At 45.3% G+C, this 24,763-nt stretch carries 21 protein-coding genes; all 21 read left to right on the plus strand.

The genetic code is table 11. The features are described from left to right. Positions 1-24 precede the first annotated feature (24 nt). The 21 genes from gmd to N7268_RS14510 all read left to right on the plus strand — a co-directional run bounded on the left by gmd (position 25) and on the right by N7268_RS14510 (position 23,767). Positions 25-1,146: a GDP-mannose 4,6-dehydratase gene (gene gmd, locus N7268_RS14410; protein WP_260863414.1), complete on the plus strand. Its 1,122-nt coding sequence runs from the start codon at positions 25-27 to the stop codon at positions 1,144-1,146. Positions 1,147-1,148: 2 nt separating this feature from the next. Then, positions 1,149-2,114 (plus strand): GDP-L-fucose synthase family protein, encoded by a 966-nt coding sequence (locus tag N7268_RS14415; protein ID WP_260863415.1) that lies wholly within the window; start codon positions 1,149-1,151, stop codon positions 2,112-2,114. Positions 2,115-2,116: 2 nt separating this feature from the next. After that, positions 2,117-2,596, plus strand: coding sequence for a GDP-mannose mannosyl hydrolase (locus tag N7268_RS14420; RefSeq protein ID WP_260863416.1), 480 nt, complete (start codon positions 2,117-2,119; stop codon positions 2,594-2,596). Beyond that, positions 2,593-3,816 carry a colanic acid biosynthesis fucosyltransferase WcaI gene (gene wcaI / locus N7268_RS14425; RefSeq protein ID WP_260863417.1) on the plus strand — a complete coding sequence of 408 codons (1,224 nt, stop codon included), beginning with the start codon at positions 2,593-2,595 and terminating at the stop codon, positions 3,814-3,816. Before N7268_RS14420 ends, wcaI begins: the two co-directional genes overlap by 4 nt. 3 nt (positions 3,817-3,819) lie before the next feature. Next, positions 3,820-5,256: a mannose-1-phosphate guanyltransferase gene (cpsB, locus tag N7268_RS14430; protein ID WP_260863418.1), complete on the plus strand. Its 1,437-nt coding sequence runs from the start codon at positions 3,820-3,822 to the stop codon at positions 5,254-5,256. An 80-nt stretch (positions 5,257-5,336) separates the two neighbouring features. Continuing rightward, positions 5,337-6,707: a colanic acid biosynthesis phosphomannomutase CpsG gene (gene cpsG, locus N7268_RS14435; protein WP_260863419.1), complete on the plus strand. Its 1,371-nt coding sequence runs from the start codon at positions 5,337-5,339 to the stop codon at positions 6,705-6,707. Positions 6,708-6,761: 54 nt separating this feature from the next. Then, complete coding sequence (gene wcaJ / locus N7268_RS14440) at positions 6,762-8,156, plus strand: undecaprenyl-phosphate glucose phosphotransferase (protein ID WP_260863420.1); 1,395 nt, start codon at positions 6,762-6,764, stop codon at positions 8,154-8,156. Position 8,157: 1 nt separating this feature from the next. Next, positions 8,158-9,636, plus strand: coding sequence for a colanic acid undecaprenyl disphosphate flippase WzxC (gene wzxC / locus N7268_RS14445; protein ID WP_260863421.1), 1,479 nt, complete (start codon positions 8,158-8,160; stop codon positions 9,634-9,636). A 22-nt stretch (positions 9,637-9,658) separates the two neighbouring features. After that, complete coding sequence (wcaK, locus tag N7268_RS14450; protein ID WP_260863422.1) at positions 9,659-10,939, plus strand: colanic acid biosynthesis pyruvyl transferase WcaK; 1,281 nt, start codon at positions 9,659-9,661, stop codon at positions 10,937-10,939. Continuing rightward, positions 10,936-12,156, plus strand: coding sequence for a colanic acid biosynthesis glycosyltransferase WcaL (wcaL, locus tag N7268_RS14455; protein ID WP_260863423.1), 1,221 nt, complete (start codon positions 10,936-10,938; stop codon positions 12,154-12,156). The genes wcaK and wcaL overlap by 4 nt, the downstream gene beginning before the upstream one ends. 11 nt (positions 12,157-12,167) lie before the next feature. Then, complete coding sequence (gene wcaM, locus N7268_RS14460; RefSeq protein ID WP_260863424.1) at positions 12,168-13,562, plus strand: colanic acid biosynthesis protein WcaM; 1,395 nt, start codon at positions 12,168-12,170, stop codon at positions 13,560-13,562. 156 nt (positions 13,563-13,718) lie between these two features. Further along, positions 13,719-14,714 (plus strand): SDR family oxidoreductase, encoded by a 996-nt coding sequence (locus N7268_RS14465; RefSeq protein WP_260863425.1) that lies wholly within the window; start codon positions 13,719-13,721, stop codon positions 14,712-14,714. 239 nt (positions 14,715-14,953) lie between these two features. After that, on the plus strand, positions 14,954-15,847 hold the full coding sequence (gene galF / locus N7268_RS14470; protein ID WP_260863426.1) for a GalU regulator GalF: 894 nt from the start codon (positions 14,954-14,956) through the stop codon (positions 15,845-15,847). A gap of 444 nt (positions 15,848-16,291) precedes the next feature. Then, positions 16,292-16,687 carry an adenylyltransferase/cytidyltransferase family protein gene (locus N7268_RS14475; RefSeq protein WP_260863427.1) on the plus strand — a complete coding sequence of 132 codons (396 nt, stop codon included), beginning with the start codon at positions 16,292-16,294 and terminating at the stop codon, positions 16,685-16,687. Between the two features lie 2 nt (positions 16,688-16,689). Beyond that, positions 16,690-17,928, plus strand: a complete 1,239-nt coding sequence (locus tag N7268_RS14480; protein WP_260863428.1) for a lipopolysaccharide biosynthesis protein — start codon at positions 16,690-16,692, stop codon at positions 17,926-17,928. 100 nt (positions 17,929-18,028) lie between these two features. Then, positions 18,029-18,418 (plus strand): hypothetical protein, encoded by a 390-nt coding sequence (locus N7268_RS14485; RefSeq protein ID WP_260863429.1) that lies wholly within the window; start codon positions 18,029-18,031, stop codon positions 18,416-18,418. A gap of 295 nt (positions 18,419-18,713) precedes the next feature. Then, positions 18,714-19,928: a CDP-glycerol glycerophosphotransferase family protein gene (locus N7268_RS14490; RefSeq protein ID WP_260863430.1), complete on the plus strand. Its 1,215-nt coding sequence runs from the start codon at positions 18,714-18,716 to the stop codon at positions 19,926-19,928. After that, complete coding sequence (locus N7268_RS14495) at positions 19,903-21,024, plus strand: hypothetical protein (RefSeq protein WP_313958404.1); 1,122 nt, start codon at positions 19,903-19,905, stop codon at positions 21,022-21,024. The genes N7268_RS14490 and N7268_RS14495 overlap by 26 nt, the downstream gene beginning before the upstream one ends. Further along, positions 21,008-21,937: a glycosyltransferase family 2 protein gene (locus N7268_RS14500; RefSeq protein ID WP_260863431.1), complete on the plus strand. Its 930-nt coding sequence runs from the start codon at positions 21,008-21,010 to the stop codon at positions 21,935-21,937. Before N7268_RS14495 ends, N7268_RS14500 begins: the two co-directional genes overlap by 17 nt. After that, complete coding sequence (locus N7268_RS14505; protein ID WP_260863432.1) at positions 21,934-22,959, plus strand: glycosyltransferase; 1,026 nt, start codon at positions 21,934-21,936, stop codon at positions 22,957-22,959. The genes N7268_RS14500 and N7268_RS14505 overlap by 4 nt, the downstream gene beginning before the upstream one ends. Further along, complete coding sequence (locus N7268_RS14510) at positions 22,952-23,767, plus strand: glycosyltransferase (protein ID WP_260863433.1); 816 nt, start codon at positions 22,952-22,954, stop codon at positions 23,765-23,767. The genes N7268_RS14505 and N7268_RS14510 overlap by 8 nt, the downstream gene beginning before the upstream one ends. The last annotated feature ends 996 nt before the right edge of the window (positions 23,768-24,763 follow it).

The raw sequence follows: 24,763 nt of genomic DNA on the forward strand, positions 1-24,763 counted from the left end.
GGGGATCATTTAAGAGGTAATAACATGTCAAAAGTCGCTCTCATTACTGGTGTAACCGGGCAGGATGGTTCTTACCTGGCAGAACTTCTGCTGGAAAAAGGTTATGAAGTTCATGGTATCAAGCGTCGTGCGTCCTCGTTCAACACCGAGCGCGTGGACCATATCTATCAGGATCCACATTCAGGCAATCCCAGATTCCACCTGCACTATGGCGATTTGACGGACTCTTCCAACCTGACCCGTATTTTGCAGGAGGTTCAGCCGGATGAAGTCTATAACCTGGGTGCCATGAGCCACGTGGCGGTGTCATTTGATTCACCAGAATATACCGCTGACGTTGATGCGATAGGCACGCTGCGCCTGCTCGAAGCGATCCGTTTTCTTGGACTCGAAAAGAAAACCCGTTTCTACCAGGCATCCACCTCTGAACTGTACGGTCTGGTCCAGGAAATCCCACAGAAAGAGAGCACGCCATTTTACCCGCGCTCGCCTTACGCCGTCGCCAAACTGTATGCCTACTGGATCACCGTTAACTACCGTGAATCCTATGGCATGTACGCCTGTAACGGCATCCTCTTTAACCACGAATCCCCGCGTCGGGGTGAAACGTTCGTGACGCGCAAAATCACCCGTGCCATTGCCAACATTGCGCAGGGGCTGGAGTCATGCCTGTACCTTGGCAACATGGACTCGCTGCGTGACTGGGGACACGCGAAAGATTACGTCCGGATGCAGTGGATGATGCTGCAACAGGAAAAACCGGAAGATTTTGTCATTGCCACCGGTGTGCAGTACTCCGTACGCCAGTTCGTGGAAATGGCCGCCGCACAGTTGGGCATCAAATTGCGCTTTGAAGGTCAGGGTGTGGAGGAAAAAGGCATTGTGGTTTCCGTTACTGGGCACGATGCGCCAGGGGTGAAACCGGGTGATGTGATGGTGGCGGTTGACCCTCGTTATTTCCGTCCGGCTGAAGTGGAAACGCTACTGGGCGATCCGGCCCGGGCGCACGAAAAATTGGGCTGGAAGCCAGAAATCACGCTGCGCGAAATGATCGCTGAAATGGTCGCTAACGATCTGGAGGCGGCGAAGAAGCATTCGTTGCTGAAATCTCACGGCTATGAGGTCGCCATCGCGCTGGAGTACTGAGGATGATGAAACAACGTATTTTTGTCGCGGGTCATCGCGGGATGGTGGGTTCGGCCATCGTCAGACAACTGTCCCAGCGCGATAACGTTGAACTGATACTGCGCACCCGCGATGAGCTTAATCTGCTCGATGGCAGTGCGGTACATCAGTTCTTCGCGACCGAACGCATTGACCAGGTTTATCTGGCAGCGGCAAAGGTGGGCGGTATTGTGGCAAATAATACTTATCCTGCTGATTTTATTTACGAAAATATGATGATTGAGAGCAACGTCATTCATGCGGCGCACAGCAATAACGTGGATAAGCTTATGTTCCTCGGCTCATCCTGCATTTACCCGAAGCAGGCTGCGCAGCCGATGGCGGAGAGTGAGTTGCTATGCGGCCCCCTGGAGCCGACGAACGAACCCTATGCCATCGCCAAGATTGCCGGGATCAAGCTATGCGAGTCCTATAACCGCCAGTATGGCCGTGATTACCGCTCGGTGATGCCGACCAACCTGTATGGGCCGCACGACAACTTTCATCCGAGCAATTCACATGTGATCCCGGCGTTATTGCGTCGCTTTCATGAGGCTTGTCAGCAAAATACGCCGGATGTGGTGGTATGGGGAAGCGGCACACCGATGCGCGAGTTTCTGCATGTGGATGATATGGCGGCGGCCAGCATTCATGTGATGGAGCTGGATCGTGAGGTCTGGCAGGAATACACCCATCCGATGCTGTCTCACATTAACGTGGGCACCGGGGGGGACTGCACCATCCGTGAGCTGGCGCAGACGATCGCGCGCGTTGTGGGTTACAAAGGACGCGTGGTGTTTGATGCCAGCAAACCGGACGGCGCGCCGCGCAAATTACTCGACGTCACGCGTTTACACCAGCTTGGGTGGTATCACGAAGTGTCGCTGGAGGCTGGCCTTGCCAGTACCTGGCAGTGGTTCCTTGAGAATCAGCATCGGTACCGGGGGTAAGCATGTTTTTACGTCATGAAGATTTTGCCACCGTCGTGCGTGGCACTCCGCTTATCGCCATCGATTTGATTGTGGAGAACGCGCAGGGAGAATTTCTGCTGGGTAAACGCCTCAATCGCCCGGCGCAGGGGTACTGGTTTGTGCCCGGCGGTCGGGTGCAAAAAGATGAACCCCTGTGCACGGCCTTCGAACGCCTGACGGACGCTGAACTGGGGTTACGTTTACCTCTGTCCGCCGCTGGGTTTTATGGCATCTGGCAGCACTTTTATGACGACAATTTCTCGGGCGAGGATTTCTCCACCCACTACATCGTCCTCGGTTTTCGCCTGCAGGTGCAGGAAAACGATCTGCATCTGCCTGACGACCAGCATGAGGCTTACCGCTGGTTAACGCCTGCGGAACTGCAGATAAGTGAGAACGTGCACGACAACAGCCGGGCGTATTTTATGCCGGAGCGTCAGGCCGGGGTGCCAGGTTTATGAAGATCCTCGTGTATGGCATTAACTATTCTCCCGAGCTGACCGGCATCGGTAAATACACCGGCGAAATGGTGGAGTGGATGGCGCGTAAAGGGCACGAGGTTCGCGTGATCACCGCTCCGCCTTACTATCCGCAGTGGAAAGTCAACCCTCGCTATTCTTCATGGCGTTACCGTCGGGAAGAGGGAGAAGCTATCGTCTGGCGTTGCCCGCTGTATGTGCCAAAACAGCCATCGACACTTAAACGTCTGCTGCATTTGGGCAGCTTCGCGCTGAGCAGTTTTTTCCCGCTGATGGCGCAGCGTCGCTGGAAGCCGGATCGCATTATTGGCGTGGTACCGACGCTGTTTTGCACGCCAGGTATGCGCCTGCTGGCGAAACTCTCCGGGGCACGTACGTTGCTGCATATTCAGGATTATGAAGTCGATGCCATGCTCGGGCTTGGCATGGCGGGCAAAGGCACGCGGAGTTCGGTGGTAAAACTGGCCAGCGCCTTTGAATGCAGCGGCCTGCATAACGTCGATTATGTATCGACCATTTCGCGCTCAATGATGAATAAAGCCCGGCAAAAAGGCGTCGCCGGGGAAAAGGTTATCTTCTTCCCGAACTGGTCTGAAGTTGACCGTTTTCGCGATGTGACCGCTGCTGAGGCGCTGGCGTTGCGCCAACACCTGGGCTTGCCGGAAGATAAAAAGATCATTCTTTACTCGGGCAATATCGGTGAAAAGCAGGGGCTGGAGAGCGTGATTGACGCGGCATCCCGCTTAACGCATCAGCCATGGCTGTTCGTGATTGTCGGGCAGGGCGGTGGCAAAGCGCGACTGGAGAAAAGTGTCAGCGAGCGCGGCCTTAGCAACGTGATGTTTCTCCCACTGCAGCCTTATGACGTACTGCCTGCGCTTTTGAAGATGGGCGATTGCCATTTAGTTGTACAAAAACGCGGTGCAGCGGATGCGGTGCTCCCCTCCAAACTGACCAATATCCTCGCTGTTGGCGGCAATGCGGTGATCACCGCCGAAAAACAGACCGAGCTGGGCCAGCTTTGCACATGCCATCCGGGGATCGCTGTTTGCGTAGAGCCGGAGTCGGTGGACGCGCTGGTGAGCGGTATTGAGCAGGCGCTGGTGATGCCAGAAATCAACACGGTGGCACGTGATTATGCCGGACGTACGCTGGATAAAGACAACGTGCTAAGCCAATTTATTGCAGATATACGGGGATAAAAGATGAGTCACTCCACACTCTTTCCGGTCGTGATGGCCGGTGGATCGGGTAGCCGCTTGTGGCCACTGTCCCGCGTACTCTATCCAAAGCAGTTTCTCTGTCTGAAAGGCGATCTCACCATGCTGCAGACGACGATATGCCGTCTGAACGGCGTGGTGTGTGAAAGCCCGGTGGTTATCTGTAATGAACAACACCGCTTCATCGTGGCGGAGCAGTTGCGACAACTCAATAAGTTGACGGAAAACATTATTCTTGAGCCTGCCGGGCGCAATACGGCACCGGCCATTGCACTGGCCGCACTGGCGGCAAAACGCCAGAACCGACAGGACGATCCGCTACTGCTGGTACTGGCGGCGGACCATGTGATTGCCGATGAAGACGCCTTTCGCGAGGCGGTGCGCCATGCCATACCGTATGCCGAAGCGGGCAAACTGGTCACGTTTGGTATCGTGCCCGATCAGGCGGAAACCGGATACGGTTACATTCGTCGCGGTGATATTTCACCCGCGCACACCGATGCCGTCGCGTTTGAGGTGGCACAGTTTGTTGAAAAACCCAATCTGGACACCGCACAGACCTATGTAGAAAGCGGTGATTATTACTGGAACAGCGGCATGTTTCTGTTCCGTGCCGGTCGCTATCTGGAAGAGCTGAAAAAGTACCGCCCCGATATTCTTGAGGCGTGTGAGCAGGCCATGAGTACGGTCGATCCCGATCTGGATTTTATCCGCGTTGATGAGCAGGCGTTTCTCGCCTGCCCGGAAGAGTCGGTGGATTACGCCGTCATGGAGCACACGGCGGATGCGGTCGTGATGCCGATGAACGCAGGCTGGAGCGATGTCGGCTCCTGGTCATCGCTGTGGGAGATCAGCGCCCATACCGCGGAAGGCAATGTGCACCACGGCGACGTGATCAGTCACAAAACGGAAAACAGCTATGTCTATGCGGAATCCGGCCTCGTGACGACCGTGGGTGTGAAAGACCTGGTGGTGGTGCAGACCAAAGACGCCGTGCTGATTGCCGATCGCAACGCGGTACAGGATGTTAAAAAAGTGGTGGAACAGATTAAGGCTGACGGGCGCCATGAGCACCATATTCACCGCGAAGTCTACCGGCCGTGGGGCAAGTATGACTCCATTGATTCAGGCGATCGTTACCAGGTGAAACGCATCACTGTGAAGCCGGGCGAGGGATTATCGGTACAGATGCACCATCACCGTGCTGAACACTGGGTGGTGGTGGCCGGAACGGCGAAGGTCACTATCGACAACGACATCAAACTGCTCGCTGAAAACGAGTCTGTCTATATTCCGCTGGGGGCGACGCACTGTCTGGAGAACCCCGGAAAAATCCCGCTTGATCTGATTGAGGTGCGATCCGGTTCGTACCTTGACGAGGATGATGTGGTGCGATTCGCAGATCGCTACGGGCGCGCTTAACACCACCTCATCGTTATCCATTTCGAGAAAAATATCTCCTGTCGGGAGAGGGCTAACTGTTGCCTGAAGAAGGGTAAATCATGACGAAATTAACCTGTTTCAAAGCCTACGATATTCGCGGCAGGCTGGGCGAAGAGATGAATGAAGAGATCGCATGGCGCATTGGCCGTGCCTTTGGCGAATATCTTAAACCGAAAACCGTGGTACTGGGCGGTGATGTGCGTCTGACCAGCGAAGCGTTGAAGCTGGCGCTGGCGAAAGGGCTGCAGGATGCGGGAGTGGACGTGCTGGATATCGGCATGTCAGGCACGGAAGAGATTTACTTCGCCACTTTCCACCTCGGTGTTGATGGCGGAATTGAAGTGACGGCCAGCCATAACCCAATGGACTACAACGGGATGAAGCTGGTGCGTGAAGGGGCGCGTCCCATCAGCGGCGACAGCGGTCTGCGCGATGTGCAGCGTCTGGCACAGGCCAATGACTTCCCACCCGTCAATCCGGAAAAACGCGGTAGTTACAACATACTTAACCTGCGTGATGAATATGTTGACCACCTTCTGGGATACATCGATATCAGGAATCTGAAACCGCTGAAGCTGGTGCTTAATGCCGGCAACGGGGCGGCAGGTCCGGTGGTGGATGCCATCGAAGCCCGCTTTAAGGCGCTGGGTGCGCCGGTCGAATTTATCAAAATCCACAACACCCCGGACGGCAACTTTCCGAACGGTATCCCCAATCCTCTGTTGCCGGAGTGTCGTGCAGATACCCGCAATGCGGTGATTGAACACCGCGCGGATATGGGGATCGCCTTTGACGGGGATTTCGACCGCTGCTTCCTGTTCGATGAAAAAGGGCAGTTTATTGAGGGCTACTACATTGTTGGCCTGCTGGCAGAAGCGTTTCTGGAGAAACACCCCGGCGCGAAAATCATCCACGACCCGCGCCTCTCCTGGAACACCGTGGAGGTGGTGGAGGCAGCGGGCGGTAAACCCGTGATGTCCAAAACCGGGCATGCGTTTATCAAAGAACGGATGCGACATGAGGATGCCATTTACGGCGGAGAGATGAGCGCTCATCACTACTTTCGTGACTTTGCGTACTGCGACAGCGGGATGATCCCGTGGTTGCTGGTCGCTGAACTGCTGTGCCTGAAGGGACGGTCGCTGGGAGAACTGGTGCGGGACCGGATGGCAGCCTATCCGGCCAGCGGGGAGATCAACAGCACGCTGGCAGAGCCTGAGGTCGCGATCGGTCGCGTGGAACAGCATTTTGCGCGTGAGGCGCTGGCGGTGGACAGAACGGATGGTATCAGCATGTCGTTTGTTGACTGGCGCTTTAATTTACGCGCGTCCAATACCGAACCGGTGGTGCGCCTGAACGTGGAATCGCGTGGAGATATTCCGTTGATGGAAGCCCGAACGCGCACTCTTCTGGCATTGCTGAATCAGTAATGCCGGTCCTTCCCCTGTCTGGCAATGAGGCAGGGGTGACTAACAGGAACCACGATGACACATCTCAAAAAGCGCGAACGAACGAAAACCAATGCGTCGCTAATTTCGATGGTGCAACGCTTTTCAGATATCACCCTCATGTTTGGCGGGCTGTGGGTGATCTGCGAGTTGAGCGGTTTACCCTTCCTGTATATGCACCTGCTGGTGGCGCTGATCACGCTGGTGGTTTTTCAGATGTTGGGCGGAATTACGGATTTTTACCGCTCCTGGCGTGGCGTCAAACTGTCTACTGAGCTGGTACTGCTATTGCAAAACTGGACGCTGAGTCTGATTTTTAGCGCCGGGCTGATTGCCTTTAATAACGATTTCGATAATCGGTTTGCCGTCTGGCTGGCGTGGTATCTGCTTTCAAGTGTGGGTCTGGTGCTGAGCCGCGCGTGTATTCGCTACGCTGCAGGATGGTTGCGTAATCGCGGATATAACACCCGCCGGGTGGCGGTGGCAGGCGACCTGCCTGCCGGGCAAATCCTGCTGGATAGCTTTCGTCACGAACCGTGGCTGGGCTTTGAGGTGGCGGGTGTGTATCACGATCCCCGACCGGGTAAAAACACGCAGGATTGGGCCGGGAATCTGCAACAACTGGTGGATGACGCTAAGGCCTCACGTATTCACAACGTCTATATCGCTATGTCGATGAACGAAGGGGCGCGCGTCAAAAAACTGGTGCGTGAACTCGCTGACACCACCTGTTCGGTGATCCTGATTCCCGATGTGTTTACTTTCAATATCCTGCATTCACGGATTGAAGAGATGAACGGCGTGCCGGTTGTCCCACTGTATGACACGCCGCTGTCGGGGATTAATCGTTTGCTGAAGCGCGCGGAAGATATCGTATTAGCGTCGCTGATCCTGCTGCTGATTTCCCCTGTGCTGTGTGGCATTGCGTTGACGGTGAAACTGACCTCGAAGGGACCGGTGATTTTTCGCCAGACGCGCTATGGCATGGATGGTAAGCCGATCAAAGTCTGGAAGTTTCGCTCCATGAAGGTGATGGAAAACGATGCAGTTGTCACGCAGGCGACGCAAAACGATCCGCGTGTGACCCGCGTGGGGAATTTTTTACGCCGCACGTCGCTGGATGAATTACCCCAGTTTATCAACGTGTTGACCGGCGGGATGTCTATCGTCGGTCCACGCCCGCACGCGGTGGCGCATAACGAGCAATATCGACAACTTATCGAAGGTTACATGCTGCGCCATAAGGTCAAACCGGGTATTACCGGCTGGGCGCAAATTAATGGCTGGCGTGGCGAAACCGATACGCTGGAGAAAATGGAAAAGCGCGTGGAATTTGACCTTGAGTACATTCGTGAATGGAGCGTGTGGTTCGATATCAAGATCGTATTTCTGACGGTGTTTAAAGGCTTTGTGAATAAAGCGGCGTATTAATATGAGCTTACGTGAAAAAACCCTCAACGGCGCTAAATGGTCAGCCATCGCCACGGTGATCATCATTGGGCTTGGGTTGATCCAGATGACCGTGCTGGCGCGCATTATGGATAGCCATCAGTTTGGCTTGTTAACCGTATCGCTGGTGATCATTGCCCTGGCCGATACGCTGTCAGATTTCGGCATCGCCAATTCAATTATTCAGCGCAAAGCGATCGGTTATCTGGAGCTGACCACATTGTACTGGCTGAATGTCGGGTTAGGTATCGTGGTGTGCGTGGCGATGTTTTTGCTCAGCGATGTGATTGCCGGAGTGCTCAACAACCCGGATCTGGCGTCGCTGATGAAAACCTTGTCGCTGGCATTTGTGGTGATCCCGCACGGACAGCAGTTTCGCGCGCTGATGCAAAAAGAGCTGGCATTCAACAAAATCGGCATGATTGAAACCACCTCCGTGCTGGCCGGGTTTACCTTTACCGTGGTCAGCGCCCACGTTTGGCCGTTAGCGATGACGGCGATCCTGGGCTATCTGGTGAACAGCGTGCTGCGAACACTGCTGTTCGGCTATTTTGGTCGCAAAATTTATCGTCCGGGACTGCATTTTTCCCTCGCTAGCGTGTCGGCAAACCTGCGTTTTGGCGCGTGGCTGACGGCAGACAGCATCATCAATTACGTCAATACCAATCTTTCCACGCTGGTGCTGGCCAGAACCTTGGGGGCTGCCGTCGCGGGGGGATTTAACCTCGCCTGGAACGTGGCGGTGGTTCCTCCCATCAAACTCAACCCGATTATTACTCGCGTGCTTTTCCCGGCGTTTGCCAAAATTCAGGATGACACTGAAAAACTGCGGGTCAATTTCTACAAACTGTTGTCGGTGGTGGGCATTCTCAATTTCCCGGCGCTACTGGGATTGATGGTGGTGTCGAATAACGTGGTACCGCTGGTGTTTGGCGAGAAGTGGAACGGGATTATTCCCGTGCTGCAACTGCTGTGTATCGTGGGTCTGCTGCGCGCGGTAGGCAATCCGATAGGGTCGCTGCTGATGGCAAAAGCGCGGGTCGATATCAGCTTCAAATTCAATGTGTTTAAAACCTTTCTGTTTATTCCGGCCATTTTCATCGGCGGCCATCTGGCGGGCGCCTATGGTGTGACGCTGGGCTTTCTGCTGGTACAGGTCATCAACACGATCCTCAGCTATTTCGTGATGATCAAACCGGTGCTTGGCGCCAGTTATCGCCAGTACATGCTCAGTCTGTGGCTGCCATTTTATCTCTCCTTGCCAACGCTCATTGTGAGCTATGTGTCAGGCATTGTGCTGCAAAACCAACTGTCCTTGAGCGGGGTGCTGGCCGGGCAGATCGCGGCAGGCGTGCTGGCGTTTGCCGTGATGATTGTGCTGTCACGCCATCCGCTGGTGGTGGAAATCAAACGCCAGTTTTGCCGCAACGAAAAACTGCAAAGCTTGCTCCGTGCAGGATAAGAAAACGCGTTAAGAGGTCATTATGAAATTACTTATTCTTGGCAACCATACCTGCGGGAACCGCGGTGACAGCGCCATTCTGCGCGGTTTGCTGGATGCCATTAACATGCTACGACCGGAAACCGAGGTCGATGTGATGAGCCGTTACCCGGTAAGTTCCTCGTGGTTGTTGAATCGCCCGGTGATGGGCGATCCGCTGTATTTGCAGATGAAGCAGCACAATAATGCGGCTGGCGTCATGGGGCGGGTAAAGAAAGTGCTGCGTCGGCGTTATCAGCATCAGGTTTTACTCTCGCGGGTAACTGACTCCGGTAACCTGCGTAATATTGCGATTGCCCAGGGCTTTACCGATTTTGTTCGTTTGTTGTCACGTTATGACGCCATTATCCAGGTGGGCGGATCGTTTTTTGTCGATCTGTACGGCGTACCGCAGTTTGAGCATGCTTTGTGTTCGTTTATGGCGAAAAAACCGTTGTACATGGTGGGACACAGCGTAGGGCCGTTCCAGGACGAACCATTCAATCAACTGGCGAATTACGTGTTTGGTCACTGCAATGCCCTGATCCTCCGTGAACCGGTTAGCCTGGAACTAATGAAGCGCAGTGAAATCACCACGGTAAATGTTGAGCAAGGCGTGGATACCGCCTGGTTGGTCGAGAATCATCAGGATGATGTCGAGTTGGGTTATGCCGTACAGCACTGGCTGCACACGGTGGCAAAGCAAAAAACCGTTGCCATCACGCTGCGCGAACTGGCGCCGTTTGATAAACGTTTGGGGACAACACAGCAGGCTTATGAGCAGGCCTTCGCCGGGGTGGTAAACAGGATCCTCGATGAAGGTTACCAGGTGATAGCGCTATCCACCTGTACCGGTATCGATAGTTACAACAAAGATGACCGCATGGTCGCGCTGAATCTTCGTCAGTACATCAACGATCCAACACGTTATTACGTGGTAATGGATGAGTTGAATGACCTTGAGATGGGGATCATTCTGGGGGCATGCGATCTCACGGTGGGCACACGTTTGCACTCCGCCATTATCTCGATGAACTTTATGACGCCAGCCATCGCCATTAACTACGAGCACAAATCGGCCGGAATTATGCAGCAACTGGGGCTCCCGGAGATGGCGGTTGATATCCGTCATCTGTTGGATGGCAGCCTGGAAGGACAAGTCGCGGATACCCTGGGGCAGTTACCTGAACTGAACGTACGCGTGGAGGAGGCGGTTAAGCGTGAACGCGAACAAGGGCTGCACATGGTGGCGTCAGTGTTATCGCGTATTGGGGAGGAGAAATGAAGGTTGGTTTTTTCTTGCTCAAATTCCCGCTCTCCTCAGAGACTTTTGTCCTGAATCAGATTACTGCGTTTATCGACATGGGATACGACGTAGAAATTGTTGCGTTGCATAAGGGCGACCTTGAGCATACCCATGCCTCATACGATACCTATCGTCTGGGCGATAAAACGCGCTGGTTGCTGAATGAACCGGACGGCAAACGGGCAAAACTGCAATACCGAAGCGCAGCAGCGTTGCGTGGCCTGGCTCGCGCAACGACATGGAAAGCGCTCAACACATCACGCTATGGCGACGAAGCGCGCAATCTTATTTTGGCGGCCATTTGTGGGTTAACGCCAACGCCGTTGCAGGCCGATGTCTTTATCGCACATTTTGGCCCGGCGGGCGTAACCGCGGCGAAGCTGCGTGAACTGGGTGTTATCCGCGGCAAAATTGCCACGGTGTTTCACGGTATCGATATTTCTCATCGGGAAGTGCTCGCCCGCTATACCCCGGAGTATCAAAAGCTGTTCGAGCGAGGGGATTTAATGCTGCCCATCAGCAATCTCTGGGCCGGGCGTTTAAACGATATGGGTTGCCCACCGGAGAAAATTGCCGTGTCGCGCATGGGGATAGATATGACGCGCTTTACTCCCCGTGAGGTGAAAACGCCGGGCACACCGCTGGAAATTTTGTCTGTCGCACGGCTAGCCGAGAAAAAAGGGCTGCATGTGGCTATTGAAGCCTGTCGCCAGCTAAAAGAGCAAGGCGTGGCGTTTCGTTATCGCATTCTGGGTATGGGACCCTGGGAACGCCGTTTACGCACGCTCATTGAGCAATATCAACTGGATGACGTCATTGAGCTGTCGGGTTTTAAGCCTAGCCATGAGGTGAAAGCCCTGCTTGAGCAGGCTGACGTGTTTCTGCTGCCCTCGGTCACGGGTGTCGATGGCGATATGGAAGGGATCCCGGTGGCGCTGATGGAAGCAATGGCCGTGGGTATCCCGGTGGTTTCTACTGTTCACAGCGGTATTCCTGAGCTGGTGGCATCGGGTACGTCTGGCTGGTTGGCACCAGAAAACGATGCGCAGTCGCTGGCGGAACGACTGGCGGCATTCAGCCAGCTCGACAGCGAAGGGGTAAAGCCGATTGTGCTGCGTGCCCGTGAGAAAATTGAAGCTGAATTTAATCAGGCCATCATCAACAGACAGTTAGCCAGCCTGCTGCAAACGATGTAAATCGAGGTTGTATGCCAGAGAAAAAACTCTCCCGACGCACCTTTCTGACAGCAGGCTCTGCACTTGTTGTCCTCCACTCACAGCTCGCCCGTGCGCTTCAACCAAAAGGCAGCGTCAACATTCAGGACTATAACCCAAAGGATTGGGTCGCCTCTTTCCGCCAGGCCTTCTCTGACGGGCAAACCGTGGTGGTTCCCGCGGGGCTGGTATGCGAGAACATGAATACCGGCGTTTTCATTCCTCCTGGCAAAACGTTGCTGCTGCAAGGTCGTGTCAGCGGCAATGGCCGTGGGCGCTTTGTTTTGCAGGAGGGGGGCCAGGTGACAGGCGAGGGGGGAGGGAGCCTGCATAATATTACCCTCGATGTGCGGGGCTCGGATTGCACGATTAAAGGGATCGCCATGAGTGGTTTTGGTCCGGTGACGCAGATTTATATCGGCGGTAAAACGCCGAGGATGATGCGTAATCTGACTATCGATGACATTACCGTCTCGCATGCTAACTATGGGATCCTGCGTCAGGGATTTCATAACCAGATGGAAGATGTACGGATCACCAACAGCCGTTTTAGTGATTTGCAGGGCGATGCCATTGAGTGGAATGTCGCGATAAACGATCGCGACATTCTGATCACCGACCATACCATCGAGCGTATCAACTGTACGAACGGCAACGTTAACTGGGGTATTGGCATCGGACTGGCGGGGAGTACGTATAACAATGACTACCCGGACGCGCTGGCGGTGAAAAACTTTGTTGTGGCGAACATCACCGGTACCGATTGTCGGCAGCTAATCCATGTGGAAAACGGCAAGCATTTCATCATCCGCAATGTCACTGCGCGCAATATCACGACGGATTTCAGTAAGAAAGCGGGAATAGATAACGCAGCGATTGCTATTTATGGATGTGACAATTTTGTGATTGATAATATCAAAATGGAAAATAGTGCAGGAATGCTAATTGGTTATGGCGTTATCAAAGGACGATATTTGTCAATCCCACAAAACTTTAGGTTAAATAATATTCACCTGAATAATGAATCGCTGGGTTATAAATTACGCGGTATTCAGATCTCCTCGGGTAATGCCCGATCCTTCGTCGCTATCACTAACGTGGAGATGACCTGTGCAACACTTGAGCTGCACAACAAACCTCAACACCTTTTTTTACGCAACATCAAGGTAATGCAGCAATCCAAAGTGGGACCAGCGTTAAAAATGCACTTCGATCTGCGCCAGGATGTGCGCGGCAAGTTTATGGCCCGGCAGGATACATTGCTGTCTCTCGCCAACGTCCATGCAGTAAATGAACACGGGCAAAGTTCGGTTGATATCGACAGTGTGAACCAGCATCGGGTTAACGCTGAAGCGCTGAACTTCCGGCTGCCGGAGCGGGGGCGGTAGAGTATATCCCCACTATAATCTTACTGGATATCATTTGCTAAAAGATTATAATCATGGCATTAACCGTTAAAGCTGGGGCTGGGCAGCATTGACTACTCAGGGAAGATGCTCATCTTTATCATATGTATCTTATGTTACGAACAGACAAAGTGATTTATGAACGATAAAGTTTTGCTCATCGGTGCTTCTGGATTCGTGGGTACCAGACTCCTCGAAACGACTGTTGCAGATTTTGATATCAAAAATCTGGATAAACAACAGAGCCATTTCTATCCACAAATCACGCAAATTGGCGATGTTCGCGACCAACAGGCTTTAGATCAGGCTCTTTCTGGCTATGATACTGTTGTCTTGCTTGCTGCTGAGCACCGTGATGATGTCAGCCCGACTTCTCTTTATTACGATGTGAATGTTCAAGGGACGCGTAATGTATTGGCCGCGATGGAGAAAAATGGTGTTAATAACATCATTTTTACCAGTTCTGTCGCAGTTTACGGCCTGAACAAAACCAATCCTGATGAAAACCATCCGCATGATCCATTCAACCACTACGGCAAAAGTAAGTGGCAAGCTGAAGAAGTCCTTCGTGAATGGCATTCCAAAGCTCCAACTGAACGTTCGCTGACCATTATTCGCCCGACGGTTATCTTTGGCGAACGCAATCGTGGCAATGTATATAACCTGCTTAAGCAGATTGCTGGCGGCAAGTTCATGATGGTTGGGGCCGGAACAAATTATAAGTCAATGGCTTATGTAGGCAATATTGTTGAGTTTATCAAATATAAACTTAAGAATGTGACTGCAGGTTATGAGGTTTACAACTATGTTGATAAACCTGATCTCAATATGAATCAATTGGTTACAGAAGTTGAACAGAGCTTAAGTAAAAAGATTCCCTCAGCGCACTTACCTTACGCTTTAGGCATGTTAGGCGGCTATTGCTTTGATATTTTGGGTAAAGTCACGGGCAAAAAATATGCGGTAAGCTCTGTGCGTGTGAAGAAGTTCTGTGCCACAACGCAGTTTGATGCAACGAAAGTCCATTCTTCTGGTTTTGTTGCACCTTACACGTTGTCTCAGGGGTTGGACCGCACATTAAAATACGAATTTTTGCATGATAAGAAAGATGACATCACGTTTGTCTCTGAGTGATTGTTGTTGCTAGCAATATCCGGGACGTAGTTAGCAACGATTTTTCGGAAACGGTATCACAAGTGTTAATTTCAATACGTTTCCGAGGAATCTGAGTTCATCTCTGTGCTGGTGAAGTGTAGTGTTTGCATTCGGTTTACCTTAACCTGGCTATTTTGCGTTAAGGATGGAGCCAGCGATACTGGCTAACATACGGCTAAAGTCTATACTTTATCAGCCGTTAAAAGGTAGGAGAGAGAATGACTAATTTGAAAGCAGTTATCCCGGTAGCGGGCCTTGGGATGCATATGCTGCCAGCCACTAAGGCAATCCCTAAAGAGATGCTGCCGATCGTTGACAAGCCGATGATCCAATACATTGTCGACGAAATTGTAGCTGCTGGGATCAAAGAAATCGTTCTGGTAACTCATGCGTCCAAGAATGCGGTTGAGAACCACTTTGATACGTCTTATGAACTAGAGTCTCTTCTTGAGCAGCGTGTAAAGCGCCAACTGCTGGCTGAAGTACAGTCAATTTGCCCGCCAGGCGTGACCATTATGAACGTCCGCCAGGCTCAACTACTTGGGCTGGGGCATTCAATCCTTTGTGCACGTCCGATTGTTGGGGACAACCCTTTCGTGGTCGTGCTGCCTGATGTCATTCTTGATACGGCAAGTGCTGACCCGCTGCGTTACAATCTTGCCGCCATGGTGGCACGTTTTAACGAAACCGGACGCAGTCAGGTACTGGCCAAACGTATGGAAGGTGACCTTTCTGAGTACTCCGTCATCCAGACAAAAGATGAGTTGGATAACGAAGGTAAAGTTAGCCGCATTGTTGAGTTCATTGAAAAACCGGATCAACCGCAGACGCTTGATTCGGATCTAATGGCAGTAGGGCGGTACGTGCTTTCTGCCGATATTTGGGCGGAACTGGAGCATACGCAACCTGGTGCCTGGGGTCGTATTCAGTTAACCGATGCGATTGCTGAATTGGCGAAAAAACAGTCTGTTGATGCTATGCTGATGACGGGCGACAGTTACGACTGTGGTAAGAAAATGGGTTATATGCAGGCGTTTGTTAAGTATGGGTTGCGGAACTTGAAGGAAGGAGCGAAGTTTCGCAAAGGTATAGATCAACTGTTAAGTGAGTAAATCCGTCGCTGACAGTTATTCTTTGAATATAGCGTGTGCTTAGGATGTTTCTGCCGTTTTATCTTTGCATAGCTACCACCATCAATGGTGGTAGCTATGCATAGTTCTGGGTTATATGATTAAGAACGGGCAGAAGCACATTTTAGGTACTTAGTATGCTTTTCTGGGGCGCAATAAAAACTAGCAGTGATATGTTACACTGGTGGTTCTTTAATTAGATAATAACAATGGGTTAATTATTGAAATTATCTCATTGATTCATGCCTATCTTCCTTGTCTCTGACGGAATTTAGTAAGACAATTAGCAGTTGAATAAAAGCCACTGTGTTGCACCCCTCTACTTGGCACATCACAGTAAAACATCAGTAATGTACGCAGTGCACTGGTAGCTGTTAAGCCAGGGGCGGTAGCTTTCATTTAATTTTTCCTACTAAGAGCTAAACTATGAAAAGAATTATTACATTTGGTACATTTGATGTATTTCATGTCGGTCATATTAACATTCTCGAACGAGCGGCCAAATATGGAGACTATCTTATAGTTGGCATTTCATCTGATGAATTAAATTATTCAAAGAAGAATAGATTTCCTATTTATTCACAGGGTGACAGAATTAAGATAATATCTTCATTAAAGTTTGTTAATGAAGTTTTTGTTGAAGAGTCGCTGGAATTGAAACTAGACTACATTAATAAATATAAAGCTGACATACTGGTTATGGGAGATGACTGGGATGGCAGGTTTGATTGGGTTAAACCTGTTTGCGAGGTTATTTATTTGCCTCGGACACCTTCGATCTCAACAACAGAGATAATTGAAGTTGTTAAAATGATAAAATAATCATGAAAAGAACCATTAATATTTTTAACATACAGAATAAAAACGTTATAATTTATTTGTTTAGTGATCTTCTGGCAAAAGCATTACCGTTTTTATTTATTCCAATATTGACAATGTATTTAAACCCAGAACAGTATGGTAATATCTCGTTGTTCAATATAGGGGTTGAGATTTTTGTGATTTTCATCATTATGGGAGGGAACTCGTACTATAAGATAGAATATTTTAATTTTGAGAACCCAATATCATCTCTCTATAATATAATATTTAATGTAACATTATTGTTTGCAATGGCTTTATTTTTTTCAGTTCCGCTCTATCTGTATTTTGATTCAGTGTATTTATTTAAGATACTGCCAATAATATTGTTATGCGCATATTTACAATCATTGCTTTATTTATATATAAGCTACTATCAATGTAATGAAAAGGCACTGATAGTTGGAGGGATAAATCTATTTTTCTCATTATGTAATTCACTGCTTATGATTTTTTTGCTCAGCTATATGGAGATGAATGAATCATCACGATATTTGTCTTTTGCTGTGTCCTTGATGATTTCCGTATTGCTTAGTTCATTGCTTTTAGGATTTAAAAACAAAGTCAAAATAAGTGCAAAAATAAATGTATCGCTGTTAAAATTTGGTGTCGGAATATTTCCACATGCCATAAGTTGGTGGGCTAGGAGTGGCGTGGAGCGATTACTGATAGGCTGGTATTTATCTATCTCATCGCTTGGAATATATTCATTAGCGATGCAGTTAACATCATTGATGCCACTACTGTGTAATGCTATTAATCAAGCTTTGATGCCAAAAATTGTAAGAAGTTTAAATGAAAAAAAAATTTGCGAGACAAAAAAAATTTTATTCAAAGCTACAGCGATTGTGATGGTGGTATGTGTGACATCATCATTCGCCATGCCGATGTTGCTTAGATATTTTCTTGATCATAGATATTTTGAAGCATTAACATATCTACCATACATGATCTTAGTGTTTATTTTTCAATCTGTGATAGTTTTATATAGTAATATTCTATATTTTTATAAAAATGTAAAATATTTATCTTCTGTCACATTTTGTACGTCTTGTCTACATATATGTTTAGCTATTATCTTGTTAAAGAATAGTTTCAATATATACTCAGTTATTATATCTTCTGCAATAACTTTTTTGATAGCATCATCCTTAGTATTCAGGAAAGCAATGCTATTGATGAGAGATGACTATGATATTTAATAAAATCAAGAATAGAATAATAATCTACAGTACAAAACTAGTCTTTTGTCTTCGTACTTATTATTATTTATTCAAGAATAGGAATAAAACAAAAATATTCGTGTTTACGGATTCTAGGGGGTATGAGGTAACCAATTTATGGAATAAAAGGAATCCCTTCTCATCATATGTTGGAGATTTAATAAAAGAATATAACGTTGAATATCATATTTGTGAGTATGCAAGTACTACAGTAATTGATTTTTTATATGAGTATCACAAACAAATAAACAAAGGGAAATCATATGATTTTGTAATTATGCATATTGGGTTGGTTGATTTCTCCCCAAGACCAAAAAACATGGCCATTAATATCATAAAGACAAAATCGCATAAAATAAAATATATGAATTGGCCATTGACTCTATTTGAAGAACATGTAAATATTCCAATTTCGAAAGAAATTTATAACGGTGAGCAACTTACTAATTTATACACACATGATTTTTAAAGAATGAAATTATTCCGTTGCTTAATAAAATTCCGGGCTTAATTTACATCGGTTGCAATCCGATTTTATCGAGTTGGAGAGGTAACTATTGGCAGGATCGGCCAAAAGATATTAACAACATTTTAATGTCATATAATACTCTCATGCTAACATGTTTGAAAGATAAAAAAATAATTAATATTGAAGCGTGGGATGAACATGAAATAAAAAAATATACTGTCGATAATATTCATTTAAATCGAGAAGGCTACGATAAAATAGCTATAGAATTAAGAAAAATATTGAGAATTGGAAGATGAATTTTTTAATTATTAGAGTTATTGTTCGTTTGCTGTCAATCTGTATACCGCCTAAAAAAGGACTTTTTATATACGGCAGTTGGTTCGGTAACAAATATGGTGATAATTCAAAAGCTTTTTTCGAATACATGTCAAATAACTCAGATGATGATAATTATTGGTTTACAAAAAATAAAGATGTTGCAGCTAGAATTAGTGCTGCTGGCTTTAAAACTCTGTACGGTATGAATTTCAGAAGTATTATAGTGCATTTACGTGCAGAAGCCGTATTTTGTAATTGTTCAGTGAACTCTGATTTACTTGGACAATTTCTGAATCGAAAAACGAAAGTATTTAATCTTTGGCACGGCACACCAATAAAGAAAATTGGTAAGGACGCGATTGCGACTGAGTTAAATGTAACTAAACTTGGTATCTCAAAGCAAAGTTTTTTAATTTCTGGTATTAAAAAAATAATACCTCATGGTGTTTATAGTTTTTTTAAACTCGATACTTACTACCTAGCAAGTTCTGCTACAGTTTCCTCTATACTACAAAGCGCTATGGATATTGATAAAAATAAAGTAATAGTATGTGGGTATCCTAAACTAGACAAGTGTTTTCAAAAGAAGCTCGAAAAAAAAATTGACCAAATTAAAATACTCTATGCACCTACATATAGAGGAGATTATAATAGTGAATTAGATATTTTAACACTGTTTGGATTTAATACAGAAAGAGCTAGAAAAGTTTTAAAGGAAAATAATGCAAATTTAACTATAAGGCTACACCCGGCAAATAAGTTACCTGAATTCTTGGTGAAAAACATTAACGATATAGATTGTATTGTTATAGACAATTCTGAAGATGTCTACGAAACTCTGTGCGATTATAGTTTAATAGTTACTGATTTTTCTAGTATCTATTTTGATGCTCTGGCTGTCGGTGTGAATGCTTTAATCGCACCGTTTGGTTTACAGGACTATCTGCAAAACGACCGAGAGTTGTATTTTTCGCTTAAAGATCTATATCCAGGTACTATGCCATATAGTTGGGATGATTTTTTTGATAACTTTTCTTACTATATGACTGAAAATATGAAAGATCTTTCTCAAGTAAGGACGCAATTTTATGATTATCCCTTTACTCCTTGCTCAAGGGATCTTGTGCATCATGTAAATTCAATACTTGACAGAGATTTTGTTAATGAAAAGCACAGTGAGAAATACTAGTTTTCTATATTTTGCACTTTTATGCATTTTTTTTAGTGTGAATTCAAGCCCAATAAATCCGGCATATATTTTGGGGGGGGGGTTAATATTAATCCTCTTTTTTCATATGTTGACTCATATGAAAATGCAAAAATTTACGCTAATAACAATTTTATTCTCAGTTTCATCTCTTATATTGCAATTGATAGGGATGAGAATGATGCCTTTTTATCCTGAGGGGCCTAACTATTTGACCCCAGTCTTATTCTCTTATTCGATTCTCATTTCAACTTGTGTCATTGAATCTTTCAAGGGAATCAGTTTTAAATCTAGGACAGTTATATATGAGAACATATTTAATCTTGCAATATTTTTTCTCTTTATAGAGTTGATAACTAGAATAATTAACTATAATAGTGCAAATGTTGGGTTCTATTCTCTCAAATATAGCGTTCTTTACTTTGATTCGAATTTCACAGGTTTGGTTATTCTAGCTTTATGTTCTTTTTCGTGGTATTTGAAAAACTTTCAAGGAAAGGATTTCAAAATACAACGTAGACTCTTATATCTGCTACTTCTGGTAACATTCTCTCGAGGAGCAATTGCTGCACTAATTATCACTAGAATAGGACTAGCTAACAAAAATAAAATCAAAATGCGGTCATATATAATGATTACATGTGCGGCTTTAATTTTTGGTATAATGGCGTATGAATATATATCAAAATCTGAAAGCTATGTTGGGTTTGATGGTAGTTTTAATAGCAAGTTTTATATCATAAGTAAGGCGTTGTCATTTTACTATACGCAATCTTCTCTCGTGCATTTTTTTGGTATCGGTTTAGGAAATTCATCCCAATTTATAGGAATATTTGCTCATAACATCTATGTAACGCTAGTGTTAGAAATGGGGATAGCTGGGACAATTCTATTTTTGATGTACATATCTTATACCGTTAAGTTATCAAATGGGCATGTCATGTATGTATGGATACCTGTGTTTATCGGTGGGATATCTCTATTTAGTGCTTTTTCTCCATTTATCTTTATAGTTACATCTTTAATATGTTGTGAGAGTGATTCTGATAGAGGAAAAAAAATTGAAAAACACACCTAAAATAAGCGTGTTAATTCCGGCTTATAATGTAGAACAATGGGTTGAAGAGTCACTTTTGAGTATACTTAGGCAGACCTATGAGAATCTAGAGGTTATAGTTGTTGATGACTGTTCTACAGATAAAACATATGAATTAATTAAAGGGATGGCTGCGCGGGATTCGAGAATAGTTTCTTTAAGAAACAGTAGCAATCTAGGAATAGTTGGGACTCTTAACTATGGCTTAAGATATTGTACAGGTGACTATATATTGCGGCATGATGCTGATGATGTTTCTGAATCAAATAGGATCACCGAACAACTTAGCTGTTTAATAGAAAATAAATTGGACCTTGTTGGTACTCAAATGTTGCCAATTGATAACGAGGGAAACATTATTGGTCCCATAAGCAAACTACCGTTATCTCATGAAATGATTGCTAGAATAGCAAATCTCATTTCGCCACTAACCCATGTATGGTTGTGCAAGAGAGATATATATAATAAATTAGAGGGGTACCGGAATATACCATATGCTGAAGATTTCGATTTTGTTCTCAGGGCTATAGATGCTGGATTTAAATGTGGCAATACATTTTCAGCATTAACTAGAATAAGGCATAGACCTGGTAATACTAGTGATGTTGCAAGCCTTTCCCAGCGAAGAGGACATTTTTATGCTTTGAAATTGCATAAGCAAAGGTTAAAAACAGGTATAGATAGATATAATATTTCTGATAGTGAAAAAATATTAGAGTCAAATAAAATAGTTGCTCTGGCTCATAGTAAATCAACAAAAATGTTGAGCACCGCATATCGAAGTAATAATAAACTAATTACCATTCTATATGTTATCTGCTCATGTGCTTTGTCTTACTATAACACACATTATATTTTCTCAAGAATTTTGGCAAAAAGAATCGTATCAAAATGAAAAAAATAGCTATTGTTACAGACTCCGTATCACACGGAGGTGTTGCTCGTGTAGCTCTAACGTTACTTGATATCTTTTTGAAGAACAATATCGATTGTGTAATCTATACAGTATATGATGAGAACGATTCTGAAGAAAGACCTGAGGTTATTTTGAATAAGAATAGGAAAGGTTATTTAAGTCGTTTATCAGAAATATCTCAAGATATAAAAAAGAAAAAATATACACATGTTTTTATTTTAACAACTGGTAAGCTATCAGTTTTTCTATCTCCTTTCTTAATGAGAACAAATTTCAAGAAATTTGTTTGTGAACATATAAGCTTTGAAAGTTATTCATCTTCCTTACAATTTTTGAAAAGGATAACTTATCATGTGTACAAAAATGTTATTGTATTAACTTCTCATGATCATAATTTATTGCAAGCAAAAAATCTTAATGTCAAATGCATTCATAACCCTTGTCCCTTTAGAAATGATGTTTCTTGTAAGACAGAAAACAATAAAAGGTATTTGGCTGTTGGACATCTTATACCCAGAAAAGGATATGCCCGTTTGCTGAATATATGGCAGCGTTATGTACACAACGGAGGACGAGGGACTTTAAGTATTGTAGGAGATGGACCTCTTAAAAAAAAATTACTGGCTATGATTGATGAACGACAAATTAAAAATGTGATATTTCTTGGTAACATAGAGGATATGGAGTCAATTTATAAAAGACATGATGTATTACTATGCTCAGCACATGCTGAGGGATTACCAATGACATTTATTGAAGCGCAATACTTCTCTTTGCCTGTAATTTCATATAATATTAAAACTGGGCCATCAGAAATTATTGTTAATGGAAAAAACGGGTACCTGATTAATAATAATAATGAAACTCTCTTCGTGGCAAGCATGTTTCAGAGTGAAGATAATAAAACATATAAGCAATTGGCGAAAAACTCCGCAGTTTTAGCCGAAGGATATTCTTATGATAAAATTTTTGAGAAATGGAGTTTATTAATTGATGGTTGAAAATATGCCAGAGTTTTCCGTTCTTATTTCATTATATAACAATGAAAAAAGTTCATATCTCGATGATTGCTTTAATAGCTTATTTATTCAGACGTTGCCAGCATCAGAAATTGTTTTAGTCTTGGATGGGCCAATTAGTAAAAATCTAATGACGGTTGTTGAAAAGTGGAAAGGGAAATTACCTCTTAAAATCTTTCCTATCACTGTCAATGTTGGGTTGGGTAAGGCATTAAATTATGGCCTAAATAAATGTTGCAATGATATCGTTTGCAGAATGGATACTGATGATATATGTATTCCAGAGCGGTTTGAAAAACAAATTAATTACCTTGTTAAACATCCAGATCTTTGTGCACTTGGTTCTGCTATTCAGGAGTTTAATGGAAAGGATAAAGGCAAAATAAGATTTTCTAAAGCTGGGCACAATAATATTGTCAACTATGCGAAAAGAAGAAACCCATTAAATCATATGACTGTTGTCTTTAGGAAGAAATATGTTTTAGATGTGGGGGGGTATCTGCATCACCTGTACATGGAGGATTACAATTTATGGCTACGACTAATTTCCGCTGGTTATGAACTGGATAATCTGGAAGAGCCTTTAGTCAACGCGAGAGTTGGTGAGGGAATGATAAAACGTAGAAAAGGTTGGAGATATATCCAATCAGAATATAAATTGTATATGTTAAAAAAACAGTTAGGGATTGACTTGGGCATTTCTGCATTTAGTGTCTTGTTAATTAGGGCGTCGCCAAGAATTCTGCCACAATGCATTTTATCAAAATTATATTTTTTTCTTCGAAAATGATAGTCATTCATTCTAAATGAACGTATAGCTATTTTATTAACAGATGGTGGGTATATTGGGTTGTATACTGTTATTTAACTTATATGTGCTGGTTATGGGATTGTTATCATTGGTGATTTTTTAAACACATAATTCAGTGCTATTAGTTATTTTAAGAAATCACTTTGCAAGGATTTCATATTTTAGGGGGGGCATAAATGATGAAACTTGCTCTCATAAATATTTTCTGAAAGCAATATTACTGATGTTGTCAACTTTGCAGAGTTGAATTTTGAAAACGAATTAATTAAAAATAATTGAGCATTAATATGATAATGTTGCCAGTAATCCTGAGCATTGCTGAATTAATGTCCTTTAATTCTTATGCCACGACCTATGATGATCCTGAAAATATTCCCTTGACCAAGAATTGTACCATCGGTGGGGCGACAAATCTAAACGAACATCAAAGTTGGTGCGAGTATAGGCTTTAATGTGTTGTTCGGCCTAATAGTAATTTTAATGTTACCCAATTAAGGGGCATTAATCCGGCAGGTTCTCATCCTTCCGAACATATTGATGAAATGCTTCGGGTTATCCAATCAATTTAGTCCATACACTGACTAGTGTAGGATGTGGTGAATTGGAAGTGTTGACCGTATTTGGAGGCCGCTTCTTCTACCTAAAGACTGTACAGGTGTTAGATATTTTATTCATGTTATAGACTTGGCTGATGAACACTTTCCTGTATTAAAAATACTTCAAAAGATTTTCATTTTGATATCTATAATTTAAAAACCAGAAAAAGGTACTAAGTGCTGGAATTAATATGTGTTTTTTAAAGAAGTCACAATAATGTGTTAATTATAGGATATACAATCGTATTCTTGGTGACACTGCTGAGTATTGGGTTGGCCTATTGTTAGCCGAAAAAATCCTCAATAAAGGACATTAAGATCTATTGAGTAAATGATGGAAGAAGCATGGAAGTGGCAGCTAAATAAATGAGCTAATAGT

Origin of the sequence: Citrobacter sp. Marseille-Q6884, from assembly GCF_945906775.1 — a bacterium.
GTDB lineage: Bacteria > Pseudomonadota > Gammaproteobacteria > Enterobacterales > Enterobacteriaceae > Citrobacter.